The following is a 16854-nucleotide window of genomic DNA, read 5'->3' as shown; positions in this document are numbered from 1 at the left end:
GCGCTCGTACCGATAACGTTTCTCATTTACAATGCCGCCGATTTCACTCCACCCCCATCCCATGCATTCCCATCGTCCCCATCTGCTGGCGGCCGCCCTGCTGGCCGCCCTCCCCACCCTTGCGCACGCCCAGGCCGGCGCCACCGACGCGCCGGTCGAACTGGACCGCGTCAGCGTCTCGGCCAGCACCAGCCGCATCCCCGACTCCGCCGCCGCGCTGCCCAACACCATCACCGTGATCGACAAGGTCCAGCTCGACCAGCAACTGGCGCTGACCCAGGACCTGTCGCAGGTGCTGGCCAACCTGATTCCCTCGTTCACGCCCTCGCGGCAGAAGCTGACCAACGCCGGCGAGAACCTGCGCGGCCGCAAGCCGCTGTACCTGGTGGACGGCGTGCCGCAGTCCACCCCGCTGCGCGAAGGCGGCCGTGACGGCCACACCATCGATCCGGCGATGATCGAACGCATCGAAGTCATCCATGGCGCCAACGCGATGCAGGGCCTGGGCGCTTCCGGCGGCATCATCAACATCATCACCAAGCGCGCGCCGCGCAAGGACGGCGATCGCTTCCACGATGTTTCCGTGGGCGCCAGCACCGCGCTGCCGCACGAGAGCGACAGCACCGGCTACCGCGCCTCCTACGTGTTCGGCATGCGCGAAGGCGCGTTCGATTTCGTCGGCGGCGCCTCCTACGCCAGCGAAGGGCTGTACTACGACGGCGACGGCCGCGCGATCGCGGTCAACGACGTGCAGGGCGACCTGATGGACGCGCGCAGCCACAACCTGTTCGCCAAGGCCGGCTGGAACATCGACGAGAACCGTCGCCTGCAGCTCAGCGCCAACCGCTACGAGCTGGTGGGCAACAACGACTACGTGACGGTGAACGGCAACCCGGCCACCGGCCAGTTGGCGACCTCGGTGCGTGGCAGCAAGCCCGGCGAGGGCACCCGCAACCTGTCCACCTCGCTGAGTGTGGACTACACCGACAAGGACCTGGCCGGCGGCTACCTGCAGGCGCAGCTTTACTGGGTGGACTTCAAGGGCCGCTACGGCAGCACCGACTGGGAAGACTTCTGGGGCGACGGCCGCGACCCGCACTGGTTCGATCAGTCGCAGAACCTGTCCGAGAAACTGGGCGGCAAGTTCAGCTGGTCGCGCGGCAACCTGTTCGACCAGAACCTGCGCGTGACCCTGGGCCTGGACATCGCCCGCGACAAGACCCAACAGGAACTGGTGCGCGCGCGCATGGCCTGGGTGCCGGAGACCATCTACGAATCGTGGTCGCCGTTCGTGCAGGCCGAATGGTGGATGACCGAATCGCTGATGTTCACCGCCGGCCTGCGCCACGAGCGCGGCAAGCTGAAGGTGGACGACTACCTGACCGTTCCGGATCAGCGCACCAATCCGCCGGGCGTCCGCGGCACCCGCTACTTCGTCGAGGGCGGCGAACCGGAAACCCGCGAGACCATGCCCAACGCCGGCATCGTCTGGGAAGTCACCGACACGCTGAAGCTTTACGCCTCGTACTCCGAGGGCTACACCGTCGCCGACATCGGCCGCGTCCTGCGCGGCATCACCGCGCCCGACCAGCGTGTCGCCAACCTCGTCGATCTGCAGCCGGTCATCGCTGACAACCAGGAAATCGGCCTGGATTACGACAACGGCCGCTGGCTGGTGCACCTGGCGGCGTACTGGTCCGATTCGGACCTCGGCGCGCGCCTGAACTACGACACCGCCACGCGCACCTACAAGGTCGCGCGCGAGCGCACCGAGATCAAGGGCATCGACGGCAGCGTCGCCTACCAGGCCGAGAACGGCATGCGCGCCGGCGTCGCGTACGCACGCAGCGAAGGCCGCTACGACAGCGATCGCGACAACCGGGTGGACAGCGACCTGCCGGGCGTGAACGTCAGCCCCGACCGCTGGACCGCGTTCTGGGAAGTGCCGGTGACGCCGTCGGCGGATCTGCGCCTGCAGGCCAGCAGCTCGCAGGATCGCAGCTTCGATTTCCGCGGTGTCACCAATCCCAACACCCGCTTCAACGGCTACACCACCGTGGATCTGCTCAGTCGCTTCCGTCTGCCGGTCGGCACGCTCAGCGTCGGCATCGAGAACCTGTTCAACGAGCAGTACGTGACCTACTACTCGCAGAGCACGCCGCGCGAGGACACTTATGTCGCCGGGCGTGGACGGGTGCTGTCGCTGAGCTGGTCGCACCGGTTCTGAACGGCCACTCCTGAACGGCCACCGCCACAACGCCCCGCATGTCGCACCGCCAGGCCACATCCGCTTCCACGCCGCCACGCCATCGCGTGCGCGGCGCGCTGAAGTGGCTGCACCTGTGGCTGGGGCTGATTGTCGGCACGGTGTTCGCGCTGGTCGCGCTCAGCGGCACCGTGCTGACCTTCCAGCGGGAAATCCTGCTCGCCCAGCATCCGGAATGGACCCGGCGGCCGTTGCCGGGCGCGGATGCACAGGCAAAGGCGTTCGCACGCCTGCTGGCCGAATGGCAGCCGCGCGGCCTGCGCTCGGTGGACATTCCCACCGCGCGCCTGCCGGTCTGGCAGGCGTATTTCCCGGACGGCGAACGCCGCTATTTTGATCCGGCCAGCGGCGAACTGCTGCTGATCCGCAACGCCGACAACGATCCGGTGTTGTGGCTGCGCGAACTGCATACCCACCTGCTGTATGGCGAAACCGGCGAGGATCTGCTCGGCATCTGCGGGCTGATCGCGATCTTCCTGCTGTTGTCCGGCCTGTACCTGTGGTGGCCGCGCAAGGGCGCGCTGGCCGCCAGCCTGCGCTGGCACGCCGGCCCGCCGACCCGGCGCTGGCTGAGTTGGCACCGCAGCACCGGCGCGGTGCTGTTGCCGCTGCTGCTGCTGGTGACGGTGACCGGCGTGGCGATCGTCTATCACGACGCGGTCCGGCCGGCGCTGCGCTGGAGTTTCGACGACGGTCCCGAGGTGGTGCCGCCGCTGCCGATGGCGCCGCGCGAAGCCGACGTCGACTGGGCCGCGATCCTGCGCGCCGCGCAGGCGGTAGTGAAAGGCGGGGAACTGCGGCGCATTTCCCCGCCGGACGACCAGGACGCGCTGATCACCATCCGCTACCGGGCCATCGGCGAATGGCATCCGAACGGGCGCAGCCAGGTCTGGCTGGACCCCTACGCCGCCCGCGTCGTCCAGGTCCACACCGCCACCCGCCAGGGCGCGGGCGCACGCATCGACGAGGCCATGTATCCGCTGCATGGCGGCTTCATCGGCGGCTGGCCGTGGCAATGGGCGGTGGCGGCGTCCGGCCTGCTGCCGCCATTCTTCCTGGTCACCGGCTTCCTGTTCTGGCGCGCGCGCCGTCGTCGTACCGTCACGGATCCTTAAGACGCCACGGCTAAGCTCGCCAGGCCACCCGTTTCCAAGGAGGACTTCATGGCAGGCAAGTTCGTGATCGGCAAGCGCAGCAACGGCGATTTCCAGTTCAACCTGAAGGCCGGCAACGGCCAGGTCATCCTGAGCAGCCAGGGCTACGCCGACAAGGCCGGCTGCAAGAACGGCATCGACTCCGTGAAGAAGAACAGCACCGACGACGCCCGCTACGAGCGCAAGGTGTCCAGCAACAACAAGTTCTTCTTCAATCTGCTGGCCGGCAACAGCCAGGTCATTGGCACCAGCGAGATGTACGAATCCGAATCCAGCCGCGACAACGGCATCGCATCGGTGAAGAGCAACGCCCCGGATGCCGAGGTGGTCGACGAGACCGCCTGATGTCCTTCCGCGCGGCCCGGTCGACCACCGGCCGCGCCTCCCTGTTCCTTCGTTTCCATCGGCAGCCAATCGCCGCGCTTCCGCGGCGCGCGCCCGATCCGGCACGCTGACCGTCCGCGCCGCGCGCGCGGCGTATGCTGCGACCTTCCGTCGCATTGCCCCTCCTCCCGCGCCTCGTCCAGGATCGGGTCCCGACTCCGGAGATTCGCATGGAAGGCAATACGGCGCTGTTGTTGGCCGCGACGGGCACGGCGCTCGCGGCGCTGCTGCATATCGGCTGCATCGCGTTCGGTCCCGCCTGGTACGACGCCCTGGGGGCCGGCGAACGGATGGTCCGCTGGTCGCGCGAGCGCCGATGGCGGCCGACGGTCATCACCGGCGCGATCACGCTCGTACTGGGGATCTGGACGCTGTACGCGCTGGCCGGCGCGGGAATGCTTCCCACCCTGCCGGCCACCCGCTTCATCCTGCCCGCGATCACCGCCGTCCTGCTGTTGCGCGGAATCGCCGGCGTGGCCATCGCCGCGCTTCGGCCCGGCTACAACGGTGTCCGCTTCTGGATCGTCAGTTCGGTCGCCTGCCTGGGACTCGGCGGGTTCTATCTTGCCGGCACCCTGCAGGTCTGGCCCAGCCTGTAGGTACACGTTCCCGCGCGTCCGCCGCACTACAATGCGCGCATGCAGATCGGTCCGCACCGCATCGATACCCCGGTGATCCTGGCTCCCATGGCCGGGGTCACCGACAAGCCGTTCCGCCAGCTGTGCAAGCGGCTGGGCGCCGGACTGGCCGTGTCGGAAATGACCATCAGCGACTCGCGCTTCTGGAAGACCGACAAATCGCGCCGGCGCATGGACCACGACGGCGAGCCGGCGCCGATCAGCGTCCAGATCGCCGGCACCGAGCCGCGCCAGCTGGCCGAGGCCGCGCGCTACAACGTCGATCACGGCGCCCAGATCATCGATATCAACATGGGTTGCCCGGCCAAGAAGGTCTGCAACGCCTGGGCCGGCTCGGCGCTGATGCGCGACGAATCGCTGGTGGCGCGGATCCTGGAGGCCGTGGTCGGCGCGGTCGACGTCCCGGTCACCCTGAAAATCCGCACTGGATGGGATTGCGACCACCGCAACGGGCCGGTGATCGCGCGCATCGCCGAGGCCAGCGGCATCGCCGCGCTGGCGGTGCATGGGCGCACCCGCGATCAGCACTACACCGGCCAGGCCGAGTACGCCACCATCGCCGCGATCAAGGCCGAACTGCGCATCCCCGTGTTCGCCAATGGCGACGTCGATTCACCGCACAAGGCCGCGGCCGTGCTGAAGGCCACCGGCGCCGACGCGGTGATGATTGGCCGCGCCGCGCAGGGCCGGCCATGGATCTTCCGCGAGGTGGCGCATTTCCTGGCCACCGGTGACCTCCTGCCCGCACCCGCGCTGTCGGAAGTCCGTGATGTCCTGCTCGGCCACCTGCATGCGCTGCATGCGTTCTACGGCGAGGCGCAGGGCGTGCGCATCGCCCGCAAGCACCTGGGCTGGTATGCGAAGGATCGTCCCGAGAACGCCGCCTTCCGCGCGGTGGTCAACCGCGCCGAAACCGCCGAAGCGCAGATCGCGCTGACCACCGATTACTTCGACGCCCTGATCGCGGGCGTCGTCCCGGAGCTGCCCGCCGCCGCCTGACCGGAGCCGTGCCATGAGCGAATCCCCGTCTCCCGCGTATCTGCACGGTTTCTCGCCGGTGGAGCAGGCCCGCCTGATGAAGCAGGCACGGCTGGCCGAATCCACCATCTTCAGCCGCATCGACTACACCGGCGTGCGGCGGGTGTTGGAAGTCGGCAGCGGAGTCGGCGCGCAGACCGAAATCCTGCTGCGGCGGTTCCCCGACATCCACGTGACCTGCGTGGACCTGAATTCGCTGCAACTGGAAGCCGCGCGCCGCAATCTGGCCCAGATGCCCTGGTGCCGCGAACGCTACGAGCTGCACCAGGCCGATGCCACCAACCTGCCGTTCGAACCGCGCACCTTCGATGCCGCGTTCCTGTGCTGGGTACTGGAACACGTGCCCTCGCCGCAGCGGGTGCTCAACGAGGTGCGCCGCGTGCTCGCGCCCGGCTCGCCGGTCTACGTCACCGAGGTGATGAACTCCTCGTTCCTGCTGCATCCCTACTCGCCCAACGTGTGGCGCTACTGGATGGCGTTCAACGATTTCCAGTACGACAACGGCGGGGATCCGTTCGTCGGCGCCAAGCTCGGCAACCTGCTGCTGGCCGGCGGTTTCCGCGACGTGCAGACCGAGATCAAGACCTTCCATTTCGACAATCGCGAACCGGCGCGGCGCAAGACCATGATCGCGTTCTGGGAGGAATTGCTGCTGTCGGCGTCCGAGCAGTTGCTGGAGGCCGGCCGGGTCACCCCGGACGTCGTCGAAGGCATGCGCCGCGAGATGAACGATGTGCAGAACGATCCGAACGCGGTGTTCTTCTACGCGTTCGTGCAGGCCAGCGCCACGGTCTACTGACTATCCGTACCGCCGGACCGCTTCACTCACGGCGCCCCCGGGATCGCGGTCTCCGTCGGCGGTTCCTCCACGATGACGCTGCGCAGGGTGCGCGCATCGGCATGCCAGATGCGATGCCACATCGCCGCCAGCAGCGTCCGCAGCCCGCTCCAGCCGGATATCGGCGCCCGCCAGGGCTGTTGCACCGGCGGCATCGGCTGCCAGCGGCCCCCCTGCCGTCGCGCGACCTCGAAACTGAAGTTGTAGTCCGGCTCCAGTCCCATCCGCAGGTCCGACAGCACCAGCACGCCGTCGTCCCGTACCCGCGCGCGCATGAAGCCGCGGTTGAACCATTGCAGGCGTTGCACGGCGGGAATCCCGCCGGCTTCGGCCAGCGCCTGCACATTGGACGGATATCCGCGGAATGCCATCGCGCCGCGATCCGAAGCAATCGAATACTCCGCCTCCACGTAGCCGGAAGGCGTCATCGCCACCACCCGCCACAGCAGCGTGTTGAACGGCATCGGCACGCTGAAGTACGGCGCATCGCCCAGCCCCATCGCCGCCAGCGAGCGTTCGGCGACCCGATCGATCTGGGCCTTGGCCAGCAGCGACCAGCCCAGGTAGGCGCTGCTCAACACCAGTCCGGCCAGCAACGCACGCCGCGCGGCGATCCGGTCGCGCCACCACCACGCCAGCACGCAGGCGATCAGCAGCCAGATCGTGTACAGCGGATCGATGATGAAGACGCTCGACCACATCGTTGGATGTGGGTGCAGCGGCCACCACAACTGGGTGCCGTAGACGGTGAACGCATCCAGCAGCGGATGGGTGATCAGCGCCAGCTGGATCGCCCAGAACCAGCGCGCCGACGCCTGCGCGACGCGGCCATTGCGTCGCTTGCACAACCACCAGATCAACCCGCCCACCCACGGCAGCACGAACAGCGAATGGCTGAAGCTGCGGTGCATCGTCATCAATGCCACCGGATCGTCGGTGAACAGCAGGATGGGCAGGCTGTCGAGGTCGGGCAGCGTGCCCAGCGCGGCGCCGGCCAGCAAGGCGGCGCGACGGTGACCGGCGGGGGCGATGGCGGCGGCAACGGCCCCGCCAAGGACGATCTGGGAGAGGGAATCCATGCCGGGATGCTAGCAGTTGGCTGACTGGGGGGCGGGTGAGGCGAACAGCAAATCCCCCTCAATCCCCCTTTTCAAAGGGGGGTACTCCTCAATCAGTACAGGCGGCGCCCCTTCCATGCCCCCTTTGAAAAAGGGGGCGGGCGGCCGCGTAGCGGGCGACGGGGGATTTGCTTTTCGCGCCAAATTCCCCGGCTATCAGGCCGCCTTCGCTTCCGGTCGCTCCAGCGCCACCAGCCGCAGGCGCGGCGGGACTTCGCTCAGTACCTGACCGGTATGCGACAGCAGACGCAGGGTGCCGTCGGCTTCCTCGCTGAGCGCGGTGAGGCTTTCCACCCAGTCGCCGTCGTTGGCGTACAGCAGGCCGTCGCGCTGGAACAGCGCGGCGCGGTGGATATGGCCGCACAGGATGCCGTCGAGTCCGCGCCGGCTCGCATCGTCCAGGCCGGCCTGCACGAAGCGGCCGATGTAGCGTTCGGCCGCGTCGCTCTGGCGCTTGAGGTATTCGGCCAGCGACCAGTAGCGCAGGCCCAGCCGGCGGCGGATGCGGTTGGTCAGGCGGTTGCCGGTGAGGATGCGGTAGTACAGCCAGTCGCCGAACTTCTCCTGCAGCCCGCCGAAATGGGTGATGCCGTCGTAGTCGTCGCCGTGGGTGACCAGCAGACGGCGGCCATCGGCGGTCACGTGGATGGCGCGGCGGCGCACCTGCATCGCCGGCAGCATCAGCCCGCAGAAACGGCGGATCGGACGGTCGTGGTTGCCGGGCACGTAGATCAGCTCGGTGCCGTTGCGCGCCAGCGCATGCAATTGTTCGATCACCCGATTGTGGGCGGCATCCCAGTTGGCGCGGCGTTGCGCCATCCACCACAAATCGACGATGTCGCCAACCAGATACAGGCGGCGGCAGCGCAGGGTCGCCAGGAAATCGGCGAACTCGGCGGCGTGGCAATGCTTGGAACCCAGATGGACATCGGAAACGAAGACCGCCCGCCGGATGCCCGCGTCGACGGCCTGCGGGCTCATGCCGGCACCGCCTCGACGGACGGCTGCAGATAGCGCGCCCGCTTCTTTGGCCGGATCCGATGCAGATCCACTTCGATCAAACCGTCGATGGAATCGCAGAAGGCCGGATCCACGCCGAAGGCGAGGAAGCGCGCGCCGCCGGGTTCGCACAGATCCGTGTATTGCTTGTACAGCATCGGCACGCTGGCGCCGAGCGCGTCCAGGTTGGCCTTGAGCACGCGGAACGCGGTATCGGCGTCCATCCCGCCGTAGCTCGGTGGCACGGCGGAATAGCGGAACGGATGCCGCGACACCGCGTCGCGACTGTCCACGCCGTAGTAGCGGGCGTAGTAGGAAACGATCTGCTCGCGCGCATCACGCGGCAGCGCCGCGCTCATCGACACCGCGCCGAACAGGTAGCGCACCCGCGGGTGCCGGCACAGGTAGGCGCCGATGCCCTGCCACAGATAGTCGATGCTGCGGCTGCCCCAGTATTCCGGGACGACGAAGCTGCGCCCCAGTTCCATGCCCTCGGCGATGCGCGGCAGCGCATCGTCGGCATAGCGGAACAGCGAGGCGGTATACAGGCCCTTCAGGCCGTGCTCGGCCAGCACCGGCGCGCCGCGCGCGATGCGGTAGGCGCCGGCGATCTTCCGCGCCTGTTCGTCCCACAGCACGATGTGCTCGTACCAGGCGTCGTAGGGATCCACGTCCAGGCGCTTGCCGGTGCCCTCGCCCACTTCGCGGAAGGTCAGCTCGCGCAGGCGGCCGATTTCGCGCAGCACCGGCGAGTCCGGGGCCAGCCGGCCCACGCAGATGCGCTTGCCGTCGGTGGTGCGGCCCAGTCTTTCCAGCGCGTCGACCGCGACGGCCAGACGCGCCGGATCCACCGGCGGCACCAGCGGTTCCGGACTGACCGGTTCGCTGCGCTGCGCCTCGCGGCGACCCAGCGCGTACAGCGCCCGGCGTACCCGTTGCAGGGCGGTCTGGCTGTCCTCGTCGGCGGCGATGGTCATCGGCGTGCCGATTCGCAGGGCGATGCGGCGCTGGCTGCGCTTGAACATCTCGCGCGCCAGCAGGGCGGTACCGGCCGGCTTGAACAGCGCCGAGGCGCCATAGAAGAACGCAGAATTGCGCGCCTGCACCCGGATCGGCAGGACCGGCGTGCCGGTGCTGCGGGCGAAGCGCAGGAAGCCGCGCCGCCAGCGGGTGTCGGTGATGCCGCGCGGTCCCAGCCGCGAGACCTCGCCGGCGGGGAACACGATGACGCACTGTTCCGCCTCCAGCGCCTGCTCGACCGCGCGGATGCTCTCCGGGCGGGGATTGCCGCCCAGGATGCGCACCGGCAGCAGCAGGCCGGACAGGTTGTCGATGCTGGTCAGCATGTCGTTGGCGACGATCCTCACGTCGCGGCGGATGCCGCCGACGAAGTCCAGCAGGGCCATCGCGTCCAGCGCGCCGGAGGGATGGTTGGCGACGATCAGCAGGCGCCCGGTCGCCGGCACCCGCGCGCGCTCGGCCGCATCGACCGAGTAGCGCAGGTTGAGGAAGTCGATGGCCGCCTGCAGGAAGGCGAAGTCGCGCAGATGGGCGTGCTCGGCCAGGAAGGCGTAGGCCTGGTCCAGCCGCGACCAGCGGCCCAGGGTACGCAGCAGCGGCCGGGTCAGGCCGGCGCGACGGCCACGGAACCAGTGGGGGTAGCGTTCGGCAATCTGCTGTTCCAGCGGGCGCATGGTCGCTCGGATCCGGCCGGTCGGCGGGTTTCGCCGCGCAGCCTGCGCCCGCCGCGCGACAGCCCGATGGCAGCGGCGTGGCGGTTGCATGACAGCCCGGGAGGGCCCTGGCTTAACGCAAGGAACATCCTGAACGGCGCAGAATGCACGCACCGCCCGGCGCGTGTATCATTCGCGCCCATCTTTTCATCCGAATACAGGGATATAAGCCCGATGTCCAACTACCTGTTCACGTCCGAATCGGTCTCCGAAGGCCATCCGGACAAGATCGCCGACCAGATTTCCGACGCCGTGCTGGACGCCATCCTGGCCCAGGACAAGCGCGCTCGCGTGGCTTGCGAAACGCTGGTCAAGACCGGCGTGGCCATCGTGGCCGGCGAGATCACCACCTCGGCGTGGATCGATCTGGAAGCGCTGACCCGCAAGGTGATCCTGGACATCGGCTATGACAGCAGCGACGTCGGCTTCGACGGCGCCACCTGCGGCGTGCTCAACCTGATCGGCAAGCAGTCCCCGGACATCAACCAGGGCGTCGACCGCAAGAAGCCGGAAGAACAGGGCGCGGGCGACCAGGGCCTGATGTTCGGCTACGCCACCAACGAAACCGACAGCTACATGCCGGCGGCGATCCACCTGTCGCACCGCCTGGTCGAGCAGCAGGCCAAGGTCCGCAAGAAGAAGAACTCGCCGCTGCCGTGGCTGCGCCCGGACGCCAAGAGCCAGGTCACCCTGCGCTACGAAAACGGCAAGGCCGTGGCGATCGACGCGGTGGTGCTGTCCACCCAGCATGATCCGGACGTCAAGCAGAAGGATCTGGTCGAGGCCGTGCGTGAGCACATCCTCAAGCCTGTGCTGCCGGCCAAGTGGCTGCACAAGGGCACCAAGTTCCACATCAACCCGACCGGCAAGTTCGTCATCGGCGGCCCGGTGGGCGACTGCGGTCTGACCGGCCGCAAGATCATCGTCGACACCTACGGCGGCTGGGCCCGCCACGGTGGCGGCGCGTTCTCGGGCAAGGATCCGTCCAAGGTGGATCGCTCCGCCGCCTACGCCGCGCGCTACGTCGCCAAGAACGTGGTCGCCGCCGGCCTGGCCGATCGCTGCGAGGTGCAGGTCTCCTACGCCATCGGCGTGGCCGAACCGACCTCGATCTCGGTGACCACCTTCGGCACCGGCAAGATCAGCGACGACAAGATCGAGAAGCTGATCCGCAAGCACTTCGATCTGCGTCCGTACGGCATCATCCAGATGCTGGACCTGATCCACCCGATGTACCAGGCCACCGCGTCCTACGGCCACTTCGGCCGCAAGCCGCACGAGATCAGCTACCTCGACGGCGCCGGCAAGAAGCAGACCGGCACCGCGTTCTCGTGGGAAAAGACCGATCGCGCCGAAGCCCTGCGCAAGGACGCCGGCCTGAAGTAAGCCGGCACGCGCGAACGCCTCCGGACAGACCCCGCTTCGGCGGGGTTTTTCTTTTTCGGTCCCGCGCCTCGCGTGAGTGGAAGGATGACGCTGACCGGTCCGTGCCCCGCATTTCGTCTATTCTCCCTGCCATGGGGAAATCATCCGAACGACGACCGATTGCCGCGCGCGGCAGCGGCTGGGCGCGCGCATCGAGCGCGGCGCTGGCGCGCTCACGGGTCACACCCAACCAGATCTCGGTGCTCAGCATCTTTTTCGCGGCGGTCGGCGCGGCGATGCTGGCGTGGGTGCCCTCCACGGCCGGCCTGCTGCTGTGCGCGGCCTGCGTGCAGTTGCGCCTGCTGTGCAACCTGCTGGACGGCATGGTCGCGATGGAAGGCGGCAAGCAGACGCCGACCGGCGCGCTGTACAACGAGTTTCCGGATCGCATCGCCGATTCGCTGCTGATCGTCGGCCTGGGTTACGCCGCCGGCCTGCCCTGGCTGGGCTGGCTGGGCGCGCTGCTGGCCGCGCTCACCGCCTACGTGCGCGTGTCCGGCGGCAGCCTGGGCCTGGCCCAGGATTTCCGCGGACCGATGGCCAAGCAGCACCGCATGGCGGTGCTCACCGTGGCCTGCCTGCTCGCCATCGCCGAACGTCATTCGACCGGCACGGCGTGGGTGCTGCCCGCGGCCGCGTGGATCATCGCCATCGGTTCGCTGCTGACCTGCGTCACCCGTACCCGCGCGATCGCCGTGCAGCTGCGCGGGAACGCCTGAGATGGCGTCCCGCCTGCTGGCTGGCCTGGCCCATCTGTTCTTCGGCGCGTACCCGCGCTGGCAGGGCTCGCGGCCGGAGCCGCGCCAACGGATCTATTTCGCCAACCACGCCAGCCATATCGACACGGTGGCGCTGTGGGCCGCGTTGCCGCCGCCACTGCGTGCGCATACGCGACCGGTGGCCGCGCGTGACTACTGGGGCCACGGACCAAGGCGCTGGCTGGCCCGGCACGGTTTCAACGCGGTGCTGATCGATCGCCAGCGCAGCACGCCCGATCAGGATCTGCTGGAGCCATTGTACGAGGCGCTGGATGCCGGCGATTCGCTGATCCTGTTCCCGGAAGGCACCCGCAACCACGACATTCACCCGCAGGCGTTCAAGTCCGGACTGTTCCACCTGGCCCGCCGCTATCCGCAGGTGGAATTCATCGCGGTCTACCTGGACAACGCGCGCCGCTGCCTGCCCAAGGGCAGCCTGGTGCCGGTGCCGCTGGTGTGCACGGTGCGTTTCGGCGCGCCGGTCGCGCTGCGGCCGGACGAGGAGAAAGACGCTTTCCTGGAACGCGCCCGTGCGGCGGTGGTGGCGCTGGCATGAACCTGATTCCCTCCGACCTGCCGGTAGGCGGTTTCCTGCAGGCCGCCATCGCCCGCGCGCCGCAGACGTTCTGGGGTGTGATGGGCGGGATCGGCGCGTTGCTGCTGCTGGCCAGCCTGATCGGCTGGGTGCTGCACCTGCGCAAGCCCGGCCCGGTGATCGACAACCTCAACGCGCGCATCCGCGCGTGGTGGGTGATGGCGGCGGTGCTGGCCACCTGCTTCCTGCTGGGCAAGGTGGCGACGCTGATCCTGTTCGGCATGCTGTCGTTCCTCGCCCTGCGCGAGTTCATCAGCCTGACCCCGACCCGGCGCGGCGATCACCTGGCGCTGTGCCTGTGCTTCTACGTCGCCATCCCGTTGCAGTACTGGCTGATCGGGATCGACTGGTACGGGCTGTTCGTGGTGTGCATCCCGGTGTACGGCTTCCTGTTGCTGCCGGCGGTATCGGCGCTGTCCGGCGACACCGAGGATTTCCTCGCCCGCAGCGCCAAGGTGCAGTGGGGCCTGATGCTGGCGGTGTACTGCCTCAGCCACGCGCCGGCGCTGCTGCTTCTGCGCATCCCCGGCTATGAGGGCCAGAACCTGATGCTGCTGCTGTACCTGCTGCTGGTGGTGCAGCTGAGCGACGTGCTGCAGTACGTGTTCGGCAAGTTGTTCGGCCGGCACCTGCTGGCGCCGCAGGTCAGTCCGTCCAAGACGGTGGAAGGGCTGGTTGGCGGGGGCCTGGCCGCCGCGGGGGTGGGCGCGGCGCTGTGGTGGATCACCCCGTTCACCCCGCTGCAATCCGGGCTGCTGTCGCTGTTGATCGTGCTGTGCGGCTTCCTCGGCGGCCTGGCGCTGTCGGCGGTCAAGCGCAGCCTGGGAGCCAAGGACTGGGGCGAGATGATCGAGGGCCACGGAGGCATGCTGGACCGACTGGACTCGGTGGTGTTCGCCGCGCCGATCTTCTTCCACGTGGTCCGCTACGGATTCGGGTAGAGCGGAGCTTGCTCCGCTCTACGTGGGTGGCCTTGGAGCAGCGGAGCGAGCTCCGCTCTACGCGGGTGGCCTCGGGGTAGCGGAGCAAGCTCCGCTCTACGGCCGGGCGGCGGAGGGGTACGGCCGGGTACAATGGTGGCATGTCCCTTCTGCAATTCCAGCGGGTCGACTTCAGCGTCGGCGGTCCGCTCCTTCTCGAACACGTCGATCTGTCCATCGAAGCCGGCGAGCGCGTCTGCATCGTTGGCCGCAACGGCGCCGGCAAGTCCACCCTGATGCGGCTGATGGCCGGCGAAATCCGGCCCGACGACGGCGAAATCCGGATCCAGGGCGGCGTGGTGGTCGCGCGCATGGCCCAGGAAGTCCCGCAGGACACCGCCGGCAGCGTGTTCGACGTGGTCGCCCAGGGCCTGGGCGACCTGGGCGCGCTGCTGGCGCGCTACCACCATGCCGTGGCCGAGGGCGACATGGCCGCGATGGGCGAGGCGCAGGCGCAGATCGAGGCCCGCCACGGCTGGGATCTGGATCGCCGCGTGCAGCAGGTGCTGGCCCGGCTGGAACTGCCGGAGGACGCCGATTTCGCCGCGCTGTCCGGTGGCATGAAGCGGCGCGTGCTGCTGGCCCAGGCGCTGGTGCGCAAGCCGGACATCCTGCTGCTGGACGAACCCACCAACCACCTCGATATCGAGGCGATCGCCTGGCTGGAAGGCTTCCTCAGGCAGTTCGAGGGCAGCCTGGTGTTCGTCACCCACGATCGCAGCTTCCTGCGCGCGCTGGCCACCCGCATCGTCGAGATCGATCGTGGCCAGCTGACCAGTTGGCCGGGCGACTACGACAACTATCTGCGCCGGCGCGAGGAACGCCTGCACGCCGAGGCGCAGGAGAACGCGCGCTTCGACAAGCTGCTGGCGCAGGAGGAAGTCTGGATCCGCCAGGGCATCAAGGCCCGCCGCACCCGCAACGAAGGCCGCGTCACCGCGCTCAAGGCGATGCGCCGCGAGCGCGCCCAGCGGCGCGATCTGTCCGGCAACGTCAGGATGGAAGCCGCCGCCGCGCAGGCCTCCGGACGCAAGGTCATCGAGGCCACCGACGTGACCCAGGCCTATGACGGCCGCGTCCTGCTGGATCGCGTGTCCACCACCATCATGCGCGGCGACCGGGTCGGCATCATCGGTCCCAACGGCGCCGGCAAGTCGACCCTGCTGAAGATCCTGCTCGGCGAACTGGTCCCGCAGCAGGGCGAGGTCAAGCTGGGTACCGGCCTGCAGATCGCCTACTTCGATCAGCACCGCAGCCAACTGGACGAATCGCTCAGCGCGCTGGAGAACGTCGCCGAGGGGCGCGACTTCGTCGAGATCAACGGCAGCCGCAAGCACATCATCGGCTACCTGCAGGACTTCCTGTTCTCGCCCGAACGCGCGCGCGCGCCGATCACCCGGCTGTCCGGCGGCGAGCGCAACCGGCTGCTGCTGGCCAAGCTGTTCGCGCAGCCGTCGAACCTGCTGGTGATGGACGAACCGACCAACGATCTGGACGTGGAAACCCTGGAACTGCTGGAAGAGCTGCTGCTCGACTACAAAGGCACGCTGCTGCTGGTCAGCCACGATCGCGACTTCCTCGACAACGTGGTCACCAGCACCCTGGTGCTGGAGGGCGAAGGCCGCCTCGGCGACTACGTGGGCGGTTACACGGACTGGTTGCGGCAACGTCCGGAATCCGTCGTGATGGCGCCCGACCGGCCGGCGACGGCCGCGCCGGCAACAGCCGCGACTCCCGCCGCGGTGGCCAAGCGCAAGCTCAGCTACAAGGACGCGCGCGAATTGGAACAGTTGCCCGGACGGATCGAAGCGCTGGAGGCGGACATCGCCGGCCGCACCGCGGCGATGAACGAGCCGGCCTACTACCAGCAGGACCCCGCCAGTCTCCAGCGCGCCAACGAACAACTGGCCGCGCTCCAGCAGGAACTGGAACTGGCCTACCAGCGCTGGGCCGAACTGGACGCCTGATCCCCCGCGTCTTCCTCCCCGCGCCACGGCTCTTGACCGCTGCGCGGGCGCGCGCGATGTTGCGCCATGCCGACTGCTCACCCTGTCTCCGCCCTGCTCACCGACGATGGCCTGAGCCTGCAGCCGCGCGACTGGCCGTTGCCGCGGCCGCGTGCGCGCCTGCTGCTGGTGCATGGCCTGGGCGAGCATTCGGGCCGCTACGCGCGGCTGGCGGAGGAATTGAACGCGGCCGGCATCGCGGTGCGCGCCTACGATCACCGTGGACACGGCCGCTCGGAAGGCCCACAGGGCGGCGTGGACGAACTGGCGCGGTTGCCACGCGACACGATGGCGGCGTTCCATGCCTATGCCACCGAGGCCGACGACCTGCCGTTCCTGTTCGGCCACAGCCTGGGCGGGCTGGTGGCCATGTACGCGGTGTTGCTGATGGACCTGGCGCCGCGTGGCCTGATCGCCTCATCGCCCGCGCTGGCGACCCATGCCGGCGGCGCGCAGCGGGCGTTGGCACGCACGCTGTCCGGCTGGTGGCCGGGGCTGACGCTGCGCACGGGCCTGGCCGCGAGCCGGCTTTCGCACGATCCCCATATCGAGCGCGAGTATCTGGAGGATCCGCTCAACCATTCGCGCATCAGCGCGCGGCTGGCGCATTTCATCTTCACCGGCGGTCCCCGCGTGGTCGCGCGGGCCGCCAGCCTGAAAACACCCACGCTGCTGCAGTTCGCGGCCGACGACCATCTGGTTGATCCGGCCGGCGCCCGCGCCTTCGCCGCCGCCGCGCCCCAGCGCAAGCTGCAGGCACACGAATACCTGCGCCTGTACCACGAGATCTACAACGAGGCCGATCCCGAACGCAGCCGCGTGGTCGCGGATCTGCTGCGCTGGCTGGACCTGCAACTGGACAAGCCCAAGCGCGGCAGCCAGCCCTGACGGCGGAATCCGCCGGGAGGATTCGCCATCCCGG

General features: G+C 68.6%; 15 protein-coding genes. 12 read left to right on the top strand and 3 right to left on the bottom strand.

Translation table 11 applies throughout. From position 1 onward, the window contains the following. Positions 1 to 61 precede the first annotated feature (61 nt). From IB228_RS01025 to IB228_RS01000, 6 genes are all read left to right on the top strand, one after another. The gene (locus IB228_RS01025) at positions 62 to 2227 is read left to right on the top strand and encodes a TonB-dependent receptor (RefSeq protein ID WP_192197330.1); all 2166 of its coding nucleotides are present in this window, start codon (positions 62 to 64) and stop codon (positions 2225 to 2227) included. 38 nt (positions 2228 to 2265) lie between these two features. Beyond that, a complete protein-coding gene (locus IB228_RS01020; RefSeq protein ID WP_192197329.1) occupies positions 2266 to 3381 on the top strand; it encodes a PepSY-associated TM helix domain-containing protein in 1116 nt (371 codons plus the stop codon). 48 nt (positions 3382 to 3429) lie between these two features. After that, positions 3430 to 3765 carry a YegP family protein gene (locus IB228_RS01015; protein ID WP_192197328.1) on the top strand — a complete coding sequence of 112 codons (336 nt, stop codon included), beginning with the start codon at positions 3430 to 3432 and terminating at the stop codon, positions 3763 to 3765. Positions 3766 to 3974: 209 nt separating this feature from the next. Beyond that, positions 3975 to 4403 (top strand): hypothetical protein, encoded by a 429-nt coding sequence (locus tag IB228_RS01010; RefSeq protein WP_192197327.1) that lies wholly within the window; start codon positions 3975 to 3977, stop codon positions 4401 to 4403. Between the two features lie 39 nt (positions 4404 to 4442). After that, a complete protein-coding gene (gene dusB, locus IB228_RS01005; protein ID WP_192197326.1) occupies positions 4443 to 5441 on the top strand; it encodes a tRNA dihydrouridine synthase DusB in 999 nt (332 codons plus the stop codon). Between the two features lie 13 nt (positions 5442 to 5454). Beyond that, the gene (locus tag IB228_RS01000; RefSeq protein WP_141453905.1) at positions 5455 to 6279 is read left to right on the top strand and encodes a class I SAM-dependent methyltransferase; all 825 of its coding nucleotides are present in this window, start codon (positions 5455 to 5457) and stop codon (positions 6277 to 6279) included. 26 nt (positions 6280 to 6305) lie between these two features. Here IB228_RS01000 and IB228_RS00995 read toward each other — a convergent pair whose 3' ends face one another. The 3 genes from IB228_RS00995 to IB228_RS00985 form a co-directional block, all read right to left on the bottom strand. After that, positions 6306 to 7397, bottom strand: coding sequence for a metal-dependent hydrolase (locus IB228_RS00995; protein ID WP_192197325.1), 1092 nt, complete (start codon positions 7395 to 7397; stop codon positions 6306 to 6308). A 195-nt stretch (positions 7398 to 7592) separates the two neighbouring features. Further along, on the bottom strand, positions 7593 to 8417 hold the full coding sequence (locus IB228_RS00990; protein ID WP_192197324.1) for a UDP-2,3-diacylglucosamine diphosphatase: 825 nt from the start codon (positions 8415 to 8417) through the stop codon (positions 7593 to 7595). Beyond that, complete coding sequence (locus tag IB228_RS00985) at positions 8414 to 10129, bottom strand: GNAT family N-acyltransferase (protein WP_192197323.1); 1716 nt, start codon at positions 10127 to 10129, stop codon at positions 8414 to 8416. Before IB228_RS00985 ends, IB228_RS00990 begins: the two co-directional genes overlap by 4 nt. Positions 10130 to 10342: 213 nt before the next feature. Here IB228_RS00985 and metK point away from each other — a divergent pair, with 213 nt between their 5' ends. From metK to IB228_RS00955, 6 genes are all read left to right on the top strand, one after another. Beyond that, positions 10343 to 11554: a methionine adenosyltransferase gene (metK, locus tag IB228_RS00980; RefSeq protein ID WP_183644102.1), complete on the top strand. Its 1212-nt coding sequence runs from the start codon at positions 10343 to 10345 to the stop codon at positions 11552 to 11554. A 131-nt stretch (positions 11555 to 11685) separates the two neighbouring features. Then, positions 11686 to 12312 (top strand): CDP-alcohol phosphatidyltransferase family protein, encoded by a 627-nt coding sequence (locus tag IB228_RS00975; RefSeq protein ID WP_192197322.1) that lies wholly within the window; start codon positions 11686 to 11688, stop codon positions 12310 to 12312. Position 12313: 1 nt separating this feature from the next. Beyond that, positions 12314 to 12907 (top strand): lysophospholipid acyltransferase family protein, encoded by a 594-nt coding sequence (locus IB228_RS00970; RefSeq protein ID WP_183644108.1) that lies wholly within the window; start codon positions 12314 to 12316, stop codon positions 12905 to 12907. 80 nt (positions 12908 to 12987) lie between these two features. Beyond that, positions 12988 to 13887, top strand: coding sequence for a phosphatidate cytidylyltransferase (locus IB228_RS00965; RefSeq protein ID WP_225562242.1), 900 nt, complete (start codon positions 12988 to 12990; stop codon positions 13885 to 13887). A 140-nt stretch (positions 13888 to 14027) separates the two neighbouring features. Then, the gene (locus IB228_RS00960; protein WP_192197320.1) at positions 14028 to 15893 is read left to right on the top strand and encodes an ATP-binding cassette domain-containing protein; all 1866 of its coding nucleotides are present in this window, start codon (positions 14028 to 14030) and stop codon (positions 15891 to 15893) included. 66 nt (positions 15894 to 15959) lie between these two features. Further along, on the top strand, positions 15960 to 16820 hold the full coding sequence (locus tag IB228_RS00955; protein ID WP_192197319.1) for an alpha/beta hydrolase: 861 nt from the start codon (positions 15960 to 15962) through the stop codon (positions 16818 to 16820). Positions 16821 to 16854 lie beyond the last annotated feature (34 nt).

This window comes from Pseudoxanthomonas sp. PXM04, from assembly GCF_014851695.1.
Taxonomy (GTDB): Bacteria; Pseudomonadota; Gammaproteobacteria; order Xanthomonadales; family Xanthomonadaceae; genus Pseudoxanthomonas_A; species Pseudoxanthomonas_A beigongshangi.
The sequence above is the reverse complement of the archived record's forward strand: the minus strand, read 5'-3'. Positions and strand labels throughout refer to the sequence as shown.